We start from the raw sequence: 12,579 nt of genomic DNA on the forward strand, positions 1-12,579 counted from the left end.
GCCGTGTGAGGTGAAAGTCTCATGCACGGTTTTGAATGGGAGGGGGAGAAGGTGACTTCTCTCTCGACCCCTAATTGGATGATGTTTGCACCCGATCGCTATGAGTTTGAAAGCTGTCCTGTTCGATTTCAACGGTGTCATTATCGACGACGAGCCGATCCACGAAGAACTGATCCGGGAATTGTTGGTGGCCGAAAATCTGAGGGTGACATCGGAGGAAGTGCGCCAAGTGTGCCTGGGACGGAGCGATCGCGCCTGTTTGCAGGATTTGCTGTCCCGGCGGGGGCGAGTCGTCACCCCGGAAATCCTCGACGACCTGATCGATCGCAAGGCCCGGGCCTATCGGCAGCGGTTGCAGTCGGCGGAGGAACTGCCCCTGTATGCCGGGTTGGCGGAACTGATCCCCGCTCTTCTGGCCGCCGGCTTGAGATTGGCTGTGGTGACGGGGGCGATCCGGGCCGAGGTGGAATGGGTGCTGACTCGCGCCGGGTTGATCGAGTATTTTTCCGCGATCGTGGCCGGGGACGACATCACCACCAGTAAGCCGGAACCGGACGGCTATTTGCTGGCGGTGGAACGGCTGAATTGGACCGACACCCGGTTAAATTTGCGACCGGCTGAATGTCTGGCGATCGAGGATACTTTTGCGGGAATCGAGGCGGCGAAACGGGCCGGAATTCCTGTGGTGGGGGTGGCCCACACCTACCCCTTCCATATGTTGCAGCGGCGGGCCGATTGGTGCGTGGACTACCTCACCGATCTGGAATTGGAGCGGATTCAGCGGGTTTGCGGGGAAGTTACACCATCCGCCCCCAGTTGATGTTATGATGGGAGGCTGAAATGATTGACTCGGGGAATTAGCTCAGTTGGTAGAGCGCTGCGATCGCACCGCAGAGGTCAGGGGTTCGAGTCCCCTATTCTCCATCTCGGTTAAACCCTTATCCTTTAAGCTTTTCAGCACTTTAACCAAGGCGCTCTCAACCGTTTGTCTACTCAAAATCTACTCACCCTCTCTTTTGATTGGGAGTCAGGAATCGGGGAGAAATTGAACAATTTCCTTTCCCCAATTCCCTTTCCGACACCCTACACCCTACCCCCTACACCCTCTCTTCACTGAGACGCGACTTGAGGCCGGGTGATATTTTTCGGAGGTGCGACGGCTTTGGTTTTTTTCTTGAGGGGGTCCATCCGCCGTTCCAACCATTTGAAAATAAAGGAAGAAGCAGTGGTCAAAAGCAGGTAAACGAGGGCGACAGCCAGGTAAATTTCAAAGGCTTTGTAAGTCGTCGCCACCATCAACTGTCCCTGACGGAACAACTCCTCGAACCCGATCACTGCCACCAAACTGGTATCTTTAATCAGGGTAATAAATTCGTTGCCCAGGGGCGGCAGCATCCGCCGAAATGCTTGGGGAAAGATAATGTAACGCATGGTTTCGATGGGGTTCATCCCCAGCGATTCGCAGGCTTCCCACTGTCCCTTTTCGATGGATTGAATGCCGCCCCGCATGATTTCGGCGAGGTAGGCGGCGACGTTCAAACTCAGGGCAGCGATCGCGGCGGGCAACCGTTCAAAACTGAAGTCCAATCCCAGTTCCCGGAACAGGGCTGGCAGGCCGAAATAAATCATAAAAAGCTGCACCAGCATGGGAGTCCCCCGGAAAAACTCCACATAAACGCGGCAGATCAACCGCAGGGGTTTGTAGGGAGAAATCAGCGCCAGGGCGACCAGCGTCCCGCCCAGCAAACCGAAAATAAAGGAGAAGAAGGTCAACATCAACGTCACCCCTGCCCCTTTGAATAAATTCTGGAAAAGCCGTCCCCAATTCAAAGCATTCACTGCATCGGATTCCAGAGCGGGGGCGACGGGAGGCAGGGGCGGCGGATCGCCGGCGAACCAGTTCTGATAGATGGCATTATATTCCCCGGTCGCCAACAAGTTTGTCAAGGCGCCGTTGATTATTTCCAGGTCTGGGGAATCCTTCGGGAGGGCGATGCCGTAAAATTCTTCCGTCACCAGTTCTCCGACGACTTTGACCCCTTGGAGTCCGGCGTTTTTGATGGCGTACAGCGTCACCGGGCCGTCATTGACCACGGCATCGACTTTGCCGTTGATTAATTCTTGGAGGGCGATCGCGGCACTGTCGAAGGTGACGATTTGTGCCCCTTCAATTTTTGCCACTTCCCGGGCGCCGGTGGTGCCGATTTGGACGGCGATTTTTTTGCCTTCTAGATCCTCGAAACTGCGGATATTGTTTTCGCCTTCTTGAACCGCGATCGCCAGACCGGCTTTAAAATAGGGGCGGGAAAAAGACAGGGATTGGGCCCGCTCTGCGGTGATGGTGATGCCGCTGATCGCCGCGTCCACCGTTTGGGATTGCAAAGCCGGGATGATCCCGTCGAAGGGAAGGCTGACAAATTCCACGTCCAATCCCGCTTCCGCCGCGATCGCCTCCATCAAATCGATATCAAATCCTTCCAAACCTTCTCCCCCTTCAGCCTGCATTTCAAAGGGGGGAAAGGTGGGTTCCGTCGCCACTTTAAAGACTCGGGGCGTTTCCTGGGCCGTCACCGCTCCGAACGCAAAAGCGATCGCCGTCAAACAAGTTATCAAACCCAAGGTCAAGTATCTGAACCAACCCCGGCGCTGCAATTGTTTCATTATTCGGTTATATTTTGGTTTCCAAATCAAAACTCCTGTTCGTTCTAACCCCAAATGGGACACGATAATGTATTGTGTGCTACAACTTCGGGCGCATTTAATGGCAATACTTTCAATGTTTGAGATGCTTGATTTCCTGTTTGCCATTATCTGGGTTAGCCTCATGTCAGATCTCGCGCCCGTCATCGTCTGTGACGAACTCAAAAAAAGCTACGGTCCCCTGGAAGTGCTCAAGGGTGTGACCGGAACCCTGCACCAAGGAGATGTCGTTTCCGTGATCGGTCCGTCCGGCTGCGGGAAAAGCACGTTTTTGCGCTGCTTGAATCGCCTGGAAACCATCAACGGGGGAAGCTTGGAAGTGATGGGGATCGATATTTCCCATCCCCAATTAAATCAAAAAGTGCTGCGCCAACTGCGAAGTAAGGTGAGCATGGTGTTTCAACATTTTAATTTATTTCCCCATTTGACCGTTTTAAAAAACTTGACGATCGCCCCCCAAAAAGTGCTGAAAACTTCCGAATCGGACTGCCGCGATCGCGCCCTGCATTACTTGGAAAAAGTCGGTTTGGGCGATAAAGCGAATGTTTACCCCGACCAACTCTCCGGGGGGCAGAAACAGCGGGTGGCGATCGCCCGGAGTTTGTGCATGAAACCGGAGGTGATTTTATTCGACGAACCCACCAGCGCCCTCGACCCGGAATTGGTGGGGGAAGTGCTGGGAGTGATGCGCCAGTTAGCCGAAGACGGCATGACGATGGTCGTCGTCACCCACGAAATGCAATTCGCCCGGGAAGTGTCCAACCGGGTCCTCTTTTTCAATCAGGGAATTATCGAAGAGTCCGGCCCCCCTGCGGAACTCTTCAACCAACCGAAAAGCGATCGTCTGAAAAACTTCCTCAGTCGCATTAAAAATTCTAATTCGTGATGGGGCTATTGTCTAGAAACCAGGTTTCTACTTAAATCTTGATAAGAAACGAAAGATACTCCTAGAAACCCGGTTTCTTCCCCCCCGAGAGATGTCTAGAAACCGGGTTTCTACTTAAATCTTAATTGGGAAACGAAAGATACTCCTAGAAACCCGGTTTCTTTGCCCCACCGAGAGATATCTAGAAACCCGGTTTCTTCACCTCAGAATTGAAAACCCATCCGCACAACTCCCACCCAAACCGCATCTAAATCGTCGGTCGGGTTAGTGACGACGTAGCCGCCGGGGGTGAGGGAAATGTATTCGTTGAACTGGAAATTATAAAAGAGTTCAAATAACAGCGACATCTCCTCATCTTCCGGCCCATTTTCGACCTGCAAAGCGTTGGGGGGGGCGGCGACGACCAAACCGAGAACGTCCCCTTCTTTGAGTAAATCCAGGAAACTGAAAATCGCCGCCCAACTCCAGATATCGGCAGAGTCCCCATCCCGGAAGCCGCCTTTTGCTTCGGCGTAGGTGTACTGTCCCCAGGCGGAGAAGTTGAAGAAATCGCTGAAATAAACCGTCCCGTTAATTAAAAAGTGGTGGGCGATCGTCGGCGTTTCCGACCCGAAGGGAGCTTCCGCGAGGCGCGAACCGTTGCGGCCCGAAACGAAGACATTATCGGGGGCAAAATAATTGTAACCGTAGGCGAAAGCGAGGGCGGCGCGATCGCTCGGATAGTAGGTCAGTTGGGTGAAAATATTGTTGCCGCCGTTAAAGAATCCCGACCCCTCCTCGGCACTCGATCCTTCATTGGCGATATAACCCCCCGTCCAATTCAGGGTGTCGGCGATGTTGTAGGAGAACGCCACCCCGGGGCCTTCGCTGGTTTTGTAGATGGCGGCGTACTCTCCAAAATAAGAGAGCGCCCCGGTGGAGGCGCTGACGGCGGTGGGGTTGAGGGGATCGGCGATATCGTCCATATTCATATTCACCGCCGTCACCCAGAAGGCCAGGTCGTCCCCGACGGGAAAGCGATATTCGAGTTTGTTGATGGTGACATCGGTGCTGTCCCCGGCGGCCCAACCCAGATCGCTCATGGCCGTTTCCCCCTGTTCAAAGGGGATATTTCCCGACTGGAGGCGGGTTCGGAGGCGATCGCGACCGGAAAAACTGGTCAGAAAATTCATCCGCACCCGATAGCCCAGGGTGGTTTGGTCCTGTTCGAGGTCGCCGCCGTCGCCGGAAAAGTCGGCGATGGAAAAGATAATTTCGGATTGGAGTTTGGTGGTGGTGGAGAATTGGTTGGCCTCCAATTCGCCGGTTCGGGCCTCCAAAGCCGTCACCCGACCCCGCAGACTCGCCAATTCCGCCGCAAATTCCTCCATCAACCGCTGCAATTTCGCCAGATCTTCCCGCGTCACCAGATTTTCGGTGGATGCGGCGATCAATTCGTTGATCCGTTCCAGACAGGCGTTGACTCCGGCGGCGAATTCGTAGCGGGTGAGGGCGCGATTTCCTTTATAGGTCCCGTCGGGATATCCGGCGATGCAACCGTAGCGTTCGACGAGGGATTGCAGGGCTTGAAAGGCCCAGTCCGTGGGCTGGACGTCGGAGAGTTGGGAAACGGAGGTGACTTGATCGCGTTTTTTATGGCGTCCTTCGTTACCGTAGCGTTGCAGTTGGTTTAAAGTCGTCGGGTCTGTTGGGGCGATTGGTTCGGTTTCCGCAACACCCGGAGACGCGAGTATACCATTTCCCAGAAGTACCAGACCCAGCAGCCATCGGCGGTTGCGAAGTTTCACAATCTTTTCTCCTCACGCGATATCCACCCCAAACGGGCGCGATCGCACCCAAACTCGACAGCAGAGCCGTTTGGGGGGTAAATTTGCGGATTATCCTAGCTTTATCCGCCGTGGCGTTTGGTATACTCGGTTACAGTGCCGGGATGGGCGATTTTGGGTGCGATCGGAAGCGGAGAAACGTCGGAATGGTGTCTTTCTGCGATATTTAGAAGATTTAATAATCCCGAAGTCGGGTGATAATTACTGTTATTTCAATTTTCTTTATTACTTATAATGGGTGACGGCAAAGCTACTCTCTGATGAAAAAAATGATAGCGGACTGAAAAATGTTCTAAATAAGGACTTGCAAGGATGCTCCGTCGTTTGGCAGTACCATTGTCGATTTGAAAGTATAAATTTTCAGCATCGATTCCGAAAACTCGTTTAAAATCTGACGTCAGTTCCGGCAATCCTTCTTGCCCAAGGTCGAGTTCTGGAGTGACGGCTTGAAAAAAATGATATCGCTCATGGCGATTTGAATTAACATAATTCCACTCTCTGCTATTAATATTGTTGTTTGGGTTATCTCTGATAGATCGAGCCGTATCGACTTCACACAAAAGAATTGAATTTAAAAGTTTGTTGGAATTTTTTGGATCGTTTTTTACATTGTTTCTGGCTTTATAATCCCAATCCAAATCGCAATCTTGACTGACAATAATTGCATAAGGATGGACTACCTTTTGAAAAGGTATAGAGTCAGGCTCAGGATTAGTGGAGCCATTAATTTGGGGTTTATATTGAACGACTCCTGTTAAAATTTCTCCCTGTCTTAGTGCCTCATCGGCGGAGACTCTATACATCAAATCTACTGACATGAACAAATTAATCCCAACTTAAACTCAAAGGAGATCTGGTTTCTGTAAAAACAATGTCACCTGATACGATTTCTGGAGTCGGAGTTGATTGTGCAATCTCAGAAGGAGATTCTCCATAAAACTCTTTGATCTGTTCCAAAGTTTCTACAGACTCTTGAAGGCCTTCTATGGGAAGTTTGCTGATAGCAATGAGAAGAAGAAAGGCTTTTAGAAAATTAAAATATTTTGCTGAGTCTTCATGAGAAAACTCAACTTCAACATAAAAATTGGACACATTGAAATTCTCGAACCCAGGAGACAATGTTTGCTGTTCTGGCATACCATATGAACGCCTCACTGTAAATGAAATATCACTGGGATTCTGTTTTGAACTCTCAAATCTCAGAGTGGATTCGTTCGGGTTCCAGTGCTTCATGAAGTTTGTCGGTAATACTCCATCTAAACAACTTTCCGGCTGATTCTTTAAATTGATCGAGGACATTCCAAACATCTTCCCTCCTTGTTCTCTGTTCCACAAAAAAATCCGCATCTAGCAAATATCCGGGTTCCCTCTTTCCTTGATCCGGATCTTGTGCCATCACCAGACCATGTTTAAACTGCAATTTACCTCCTTCAAAATCTATCTCCAAGTTTTTAATCAATAATTTGAGTGACTCGGCGATTTCTGGTGTATGCAGTTCAGAGGCAATGTGTTCTGGTATTAAATCCGCCCAAGTTGTTTGTTGGTCGAGATCAAGGTTAGAACGAATAATCAAGTCTTGATACTTTAAATCAATTCTTGAATAGAAGGAAGGTTCATAAATTTGATCGAAAATCTCTAAAATTTCTTTTAATCTTGCTTTAAATGATTCATATCTTTCATATTGGGTTGTTGCCAAAGCAATGAAATCTTTGTTTAATAACACTTGCCATTTCAAATCTTCCGATCTCAAACAATAAGTGACATCTTGAAAGTTTAAAGATAAACCCATTTTTTGAGCCAATTGAAAGATTTCATTCTGGCTGCCGGGAATGCTGACAGATTTTTTTACTTCATATAAAGGATACTGAAAACGTACTTTGTCTTGAAACTCAGCCGGCTCTTGATTGCTAATCTTCAGAATTGTAGGAAAGCGAATCTGACACACAACCTCCACTAAGGGGTTACGTTTATAGATAACTCGCTCGTAGTTGGGAAGTTTCATTAGCGATCCCAGTCCTCTCACTCAGATCTATCTTAACTTGACTTTGGACTCGTTTGAGCACAATGCGTCATATCCCCGAGAGATGATGTCTGAAATCGCTGTAATTCTTGCGGGACGGCGCTTTTCCCGAAAAGCGCCGATCGCACCCTACCCCACATCCTCATTCACCGGGAAGCGATCGATCAACCCCTTAGCCGCGATCGCATTTTGTTTCAGAACCCCACTCAAATGCGGAACGTGGGGAATTTGGGAGAGAAAATCCAGGGTGCGCCGCAGCATCCGCACGATGTCCCCCTCGTCCAAGGTGGTATTTTCCACCAACTCCGTCCACTCCACCCCCGAGGCCCACTGCTCGACGATCGCGCTCAACCGCTGGTGTTCCCGGCGTTCCGGCAGCACCAAAAACTCGACCCGGTGCCGGCCCTGGACTTTGATGAGCGATCGCCGCAAGGACCACAGGCGGGCCAGCGCCTCCTGCACCACCTCCGAAAGTTGATAATTCGTCCAACTGTCGGACCGCGAAACCTCCGTCACCAAAGCCGCGCATCCCCCCGCCAAATTTTGGGGTTCCAATTCGTCGAATTCCCCGGACATCAACGCCAACCCCAACCACAATTCATTGTCCCCCCGCAGGGCCGCCGTCGCCTGTCCGAGGCGGGTCGGCTCCAAATCTTCGAGGGCTTCAAAATGTTGCAGGATGGAGATCAAATTGAGGAATTCCTGCCAATTTTGCTCCATATATTGCTTCAATTCCTGGCGGCGATCGCTAATTTCCTCCTGAATCGAGTGCCACCGCCGCCACCGCTTCAGCAGCTTTTGGGGTTTGCCCCACCTTTGGACGGGGTGATCCCGCAAAATGTCCTCGACTTCCTGAATCCGGGCCTTCTGTTCCTCCACCTCCGGCGCGATGTCGGGGGTAGAAACCTGCGGAACCTGCATCGCCAAACTCGCCGAAACCTCGTCGCCGCGCCGCGATTCCCCCAACTTGAACGACATATGCTCCGGCAAATCCAGATAATCCACCGCCTTCAACCTCGGGAGTTCGGCGTGCAACGCCACCACGTCCGCCGCCGCCACCACGTACCAGCGGTTGTCCCGGCCCAGACAGAGGAAATAGGGCGCCTGTCCGGGACTCGGCGTTTTCGCCACCAACACCGCCGGCAGGGGTTTGGAGTCGGACTGTCGGGCGGTGGGGACGTGTTTCCCCCGCAGGCTGACGATACTGCCCAACACCGCAAAGGCCATCGCCTCGGCCATGTACTGCGTCCGGGCTTCTCCGGCTTGCTTTTGCAGGGTTTTCAACAGTCGCTTTTCTTCCCGCAGCCGCTCTTGTTGTTTTTCATAATTTGCCAAGGTATCTTCCAGGGTATGGAGATCCAAATCGTCTCCCAACCCCAGTTGCGCCTCAATTTGCACCAATTCATTTTCCAGATCGCCGATCTCCAACTCCGCCGGAACCAGGGATAACGTAGAGAGATATTGGCCGAAACTGCGCTCGACGAGATTTTTCGCCTCTTCCAGGGTGTGGGTTTGCAGCAGGTTCAATACCATCCCGTAGCTGGGGGTAAATTGACTCACCAGGGGATCGGCGCTGGAAGTGGCCAGATAGGCGGCTTCTTTCGCCCCTTCAAAGGGCGTGTGTACCGTGACGACGTGGCCGAGTTCGTCCATCCCCCGCCGTCCGGCCCGCCCCGCCATTTGCAGGAATTCGGAGGGTTTCAGGAGGCGGTGTCCGTCGTCGGTGCGTTTGGAGAGGCTGGAAATCACGGTGGTGCGGGCGGGCATATTGATCCCGGCGGCTAGGGTTTCCGTGGCGAAGACGACTTTAATTAACCCCAACTGGAACAGTTCCTCCACCAAGGCTTTCCAGGCGGGGAGCAATCCGGCGTGGTGGGAAGCGATGCCGCGGGAGAGGGGTTCGAGTTGTTCGGGTCGGGCGGCACCGGGGGTTTCGGCGATGAAGCGGTCGATGCGATCGCTCAACAGTTGGGCTTCTTCGGGGTTGACCAACGAGAGGTGGCTGACGTCGGCTACAGAGCGCTCGCACCCCCGACGGCTAAAAATGAAGTAAATCGCCGGCAACATATCCCGCTGCTCCAGGGTGGACAGGATGTCGGTGAGTTTGGGGACGTTCTCCCGGCGGTTGCGGCCCCGCTGCCGCGATCGCCCCCGTTCCTTGAGTTTGGGGCTGATCTTGCGCCCGGTATTGTCCAGGAGGGGGAACATCCCCTTGTTGTTGCAGAAGTGAAATTGCAGGGGGACTGGCCGGAAGTCGGAGTAGATCAACTCCGTGGGGCCGTGGACTTTGCCGATCCAGTCGGTGAGTTGGTCGCTGTTGGCCACGGTGGCGGACAGGGCTAACAGTTGCACGTCCGGGGGGCAGTAGATGATCGACTCTTCCCAAACCGTCCCCCGCTGGCGATCGTTCATGTAGTGGCATTCATCCAACACCACCGCCTCCACCCCTTCCAGGGAGGTGCCCACCTGGCCGATGGGGGTGCCGTAGAGCATATTTCGGAAAATTTCCGTCGTCATCACCAAAATCGGGGCGTCCCGGTTCAGGGACAGATCCCCCGTCAGTAACCCCACCATCTCGCCGCCGAACTGTTCCCGAAAATCCCTCAATTTCTGGTTGGACAAGGCTTTGAGGGGGGTGGTATAAAAGACGCGGTGGCCGTTGGCGAGGGCCCGGTGGATGGCGTATTCTCCGATCAGGGTTTTTCCCGACCCGGTGGGGGCGCAGACCACGACGGATTTTCCCGCGTTCAGGGCCGCGATCGCATCGAGTTGGAACCGATCCAGACCGAAGGGGAACAGGCTTTCGAGATTGATGGTTTGACGGTTTTGGGTAAAGTTCGACACAAGGATGATGTTGAAATGACCAAACGATGGCGTTTAAATTGATAGGCTCGGGTTCAGAAGTCCGGCGCTTTCGGTTCGCCCGACTGCCGACTATCTAGATTGTAAACCCTGGCACCAGATGTGCCGTCGGCGGGCCACCAATGGGCGCGGCGGCGGGCATTCATCTCGACCGGGATTGTGAATCGGGGGTTTTGTTAATTTTATGATACCGACTCTCTCGACGATTCCTCTGTTGCAGTTGGCCTCCGGCGATCGCCTCGCATTGCAGGTTTATCGGTTTCGAGGGGCGAAACCGGGCAAAAAAGCCTATTTGCAGTCCAACTTGCACGGGGCGGAAATTAGCGGTAACGAGGTGATCCACCGCGCGATCGGGTTTTTGCGCGAATTGGATGCGTCCCAACTGGCGGGGGAAATTTGGCTGGTCCCGGTTTGCAATCCCCTCGGCGTCAACCAGCGATCGCACCATTTCTCTTCCGGTCGATACAATATTTATGATGGCAAGGACTGGAATCGCATTTTTTGGGATTACGAAAAAACCGGGGAGGAGATCGCGACTTTCGCGCGATCGCAACTCGACCTCGAACCGGAAGCCATCATCGAAAATTACCGACAAAAAATTCTGCAAAAGTTCCGATCCTTACAGGCGGAAATCGAAGCCCCCAGCCGCGTCACCTACGGCGAATATTATCGCTATCAACTCCAGTCCCTCTGTCTGGATGCCGATTATGTCATCGACTTGCACAGTTCCACCAACCGCGCGATCGATTACCTGTACTGTTTCCACAGCCGCGAAGACAGCGCCCGGGCGTTCCTCCTCGACTACGGCATTTTGATGAATGAATATGACGGCGATGCCTTCGACGAAGCCTTTCTGAAGCCGTGGCTGGCGTTGGAAAGAGAATTGTCAAATTTGGGAAAACCGATTCAGTTCGACATCGAATCCTGGACGCTGGAGTTGGGATCGGGAATGGAAATGAATCCGGAATCCGTCGATCGCGGCTTCCTCGGCGTTATCAATTATCTCGCCAGCAAGGGAATGTTGAATGTGGAAAATTTTCCCCGCAAGGAAACCGAAATCTATCCGATAAAACTCACGCCGAAAAGTCGGGTCAACAAATACTATGCCCCCCACGGCGGGATGTTTAAGACGGATATTTCTGCCGGAGACTATATAAAAGCCGGTCAAAAAATTTACGATATTTTATCTTTTGATAAAGTCGAAAATAAATCGGAATTGATCCCCGGATTCGCCGAAGCTGGCGGGTTGGTGTTCGACGTGGCGCGGAATCAAAGCGTCAATCAGTTCGATTATATGTTGTCCGTGATGGAGGGAGATTGAGCGTCCAGGTGCGGCGCGGCGGGCGCAATGTGAAGGGGTGGGCGCAAGCCTTGCGCCCCTACAGTTTGATTGATTTTTAATATCTTATACTTGAATGAAGTATATTGGTTTTGACTTGCGATCGGGTACTCTGACCTCGGATAGATGACAGGGGAGGCGAGTCGGGGTAGAAGAAAGCCAAATTAAATTTAAGTTGTTTGCCGGAGAAAAATTATGAACGCCGATATTGCCGAAGACTTGAAAAAAAGTGTGGGATTGACGATCGCCCTCGGGGTTTTATTAATTATACTGGGACTGGTGACGATCGCCCTGCCCTTATGGGGGACGATTGCGATCGCGATCGTGTTGGCGTGGGTGTTTATTATCGGCGGCGTGATTCGCCTGGTTTATGCCATCCAATCTCGACAAACGGGCGGTTTTTTACTCAAACTTTTGGTTTCTCTTCTCTATATTATTCTCGGAATTTTGCTCCTTAGCAATTTATTGGCTGGAATTGTCACCCTGACATTATTGGTGGGAATTTTTATTTTTGTTGAGGGTGTATTTGAAGTAGTCGTTGCCTTTCAACTTCGCCCTCGGGACGGTTGGGGATGGACGCTGTTTAGCGGCATTGTAACGGTTATTTTGGGGATTCTAATCTGGTCTCGGTGGCCGTTAAACGCCGCTTGGTTGATCGGATTATTGGTGGGCATTAGTTTATTATTCAGCGGAATTTGGACAGTCATGTATGCCGTGGCATTACGTCGCAGCCTCAACCAAGTTTAACATTATCAAACACTGTAGGGCCCCCTGGCTTGCGCCCTCTTGATGATTTGATTATCTGTGGGGGCAACCGTCTCTGGTTGCCCGAGAATCAATGGGCAAGCACAGAGGCTTGCCCCTACCTCTATTATCCATTCATTTCAGGGGCAAGCACAGAGGCTTGCCCCTACCTCTATTATTATCCATTCATTTCAGGGGCAAG

10 protein-coding genes and 1 tRNA gene are annotated in these 12,579 nt (G+C 52.1%); 5 read left to right on the forward strand and 6 right to left on the reverse strand.

What is annotated here, in order from left to right:
- Positions 1-100 precede the first annotated feature (100 nt).
- Both LKE08_RS14505 and LKE08_RS14510 read left to right on the forward strand, forming a co-directional pair.
- Entirely contained in the window at positions 101-820 is a 720-nt protein-coding gene (locus LKE08_RS14505) for an HAD family phosphatase (RefSeq protein WP_324704953.1), read from the forward strand.
- Between the two features lie 31 nt (positions 821-851).
- Positions 852-924 (forward strand) — tRNA-Ala (locus tag LKE08_RS14510).
- 186 nt (positions 925-1,110) lie between these two features.
- Here LKE08_RS14510 and LKE08_RS14515 read toward each other — a convergent pair.
- Positions 1,111-2,661 carry an ABC transporter permease subunit gene (locus tag LKE08_RS14515; RefSeq protein WP_324704954.1) on the reverse strand — a complete coding sequence of 517 codons (1,551 nt, stop codon included), beginning with the start codon at positions 2,659-2,661 and terminating at the stop codon, positions 1,111-1,113.
- Positions 2,662-2,824: 163 nt separating this feature from the next.
- Here LKE08_RS14515 and LKE08_RS14520 point away from each other — a divergent pair, with 163 nt between their 5' ends.
- Positions 2,825-3,586: an amino acid ABC transporter ATP-binding protein gene (locus LKE08_RS14520; protein ID WP_324704955.1), complete on the forward strand. Its 762-nt coding sequence runs from the start codon at positions 2,825-2,827 to the stop codon at positions 3,584-3,586.
- A 203-nt stretch (positions 3,587-3,789) separates the two neighbouring features.
- Here the strand turns inward: LKE08_RS14520 and LKE08_RS14525 are convergent, their stop codons facing one another.
- The 5 genes from LKE08_RS14525 to LKE08_RS14545 all read right to left on the reverse strand — a co-directional run bounded on the left by LKE08_RS14525 (position 3,790) and on the right by LKE08_RS14545 (position 10,276).
- Positions 3,790-5,373, reverse strand: a complete 1,584-nt coding sequence (locus LKE08_RS14525) for an iron uptake porin (protein WP_324704956.1) — start codon at positions 5,371-5,373, stop codon at positions 3,790-3,792.
- Positions 5,374-5,624: 251 nt separating this feature from the next.
- The gene (locus LKE08_RS14530; RefSeq protein ID WP_324704957.1) at positions 5,625-6,230 is read right to left on the reverse strand and encodes a hypothetical protein; all 606 of its coding nucleotides are present in this window, start codon (positions 6,228-6,230) and stop codon (positions 5,625-5,627) included.
- A gap of 7 nt (positions 6,231-6,237) precedes the next feature.
- The gene (locus tag LKE08_RS14535; RefSeq protein ID WP_324704958.1) at positions 6,238-6,549 is read right to left on the reverse strand and encodes a hypothetical protein; all 312 of its coding nucleotides are present in this window, start codon (positions 6,547-6,549) and stop codon (positions 6,238-6,240) included.
- A 55-nt stretch (positions 6,550-6,604) separates the two neighbouring features.
- The gene (locus LKE08_RS14540; RefSeq protein ID WP_324704959.1) at positions 6,605-7,414 is read right to left on the reverse strand and encodes a TIGR04255 family protein; all 810 of its coding nucleotides are present in this window, start codon (positions 7,412-7,414) and stop codon (positions 6,605-6,607) included.
- A 147-nt stretch (positions 7,415-7,561) separates the two neighbouring features.
- Complete coding sequence (locus tag LKE08_RS14545) at positions 7,562-10,276, reverse strand: DEAD/DEAH box helicase (protein WP_324704960.1); 2,715 nt, start codon at positions 10,274-10,276, stop codon at positions 7,562-7,564.
- Between the two features lie 202 nt (positions 10,277-10,478).
- On the opposite strand from LKE08_RS14545, the gene LKE08_RS14550 reads away from it, so the two are divergent.
- Positions 10,479-11,615 (forward strand): succinylglutamate desuccinylase/aspartoacylase family protein, encoded by a 1,137-nt coding sequence (locus tag LKE08_RS14550; protein ID WP_324704961.1) that lies wholly within the window; start codon positions 10,479-10,481, stop codon positions 11,613-11,615.
- Between the two features lie 213 nt (positions 11,616-11,828).
- Entirely contained in the window at positions 11,829-12,380 is a 552-nt protein-coding gene (locus LKE08_RS14555; RefSeq protein WP_324704962.1) for a DUF308 domain-containing protein, read from the forward strand.
- Positions 12,381-12,579 lie beyond the last annotated feature (199 nt).

Source organism: Lyngbya sp. CCY1209 (genome assembly GCF_035615495.1).
Classification (GTDB): domain Bacteria; phylum Cyanobacteriota; class Cyanobacteriia; order Cyanobacteriales; family Microcoleaceae; genus Limnospira.

Bases quoted from the DNA above. Each gene is read 5' to 3' on its own strand.
- LKE08_RS14505 (WP_324704953.1), top strand. From the start codon at position 101: ATGAGTTTGAAAGCTGTCCTGTTCGATTTCAACGGTGTCATTATCGAC.
- LKE08_RS14515 (WP_324704954.1), bottom strand. From the start codon at position 2,661: ATGAAACAATTGCAGCGCCGGGGTTGGTTCAGATACTTGACCTTGGGT.
- LKE08_RS14520 (WP_324704955.1), top strand. From the start codon at position 2,825: ATGTCAGATCTCGCGCCCGTCATCGTCTGTGACGAACTCAAAAAAAGC.
- LKE08_RS14530 (WP_324704957.1), bottom strand. From the start codon at position 6,230: ATGTCAGTAGATTTGATGTATAGAGTCTCCGCCGATGAGGCACTAAGA.
- LKE08_RS14535 (WP_324704958.1), bottom strand. From the start codon at position 6,549: ATGCCAGAACAGCAAACATTGTCTCCTGGGTTCGAGAATTTCAATGTG.
- LKE08_RS14540 (WP_324704959.1), bottom strand. From the start codon at position 7,414: ATGAAACTTCCCAACTACGAGCGAGTTATCTATAAACGTAACCCCTTA.
- LKE08_RS14550 (WP_324704961.1), top strand. From the start codon at position 10,479: ATGATACCGACTCTCTCGACGATTCCTCTGTTGCAGTTGGCCTCCGGC.
- LKE08_RS14555 (WP_324704962.1), top strand. From the start codon at position 11,829: ATGAACGCCGATATTGCCGAAGACTTGAAAAAAAGTGTGGGATTGACG.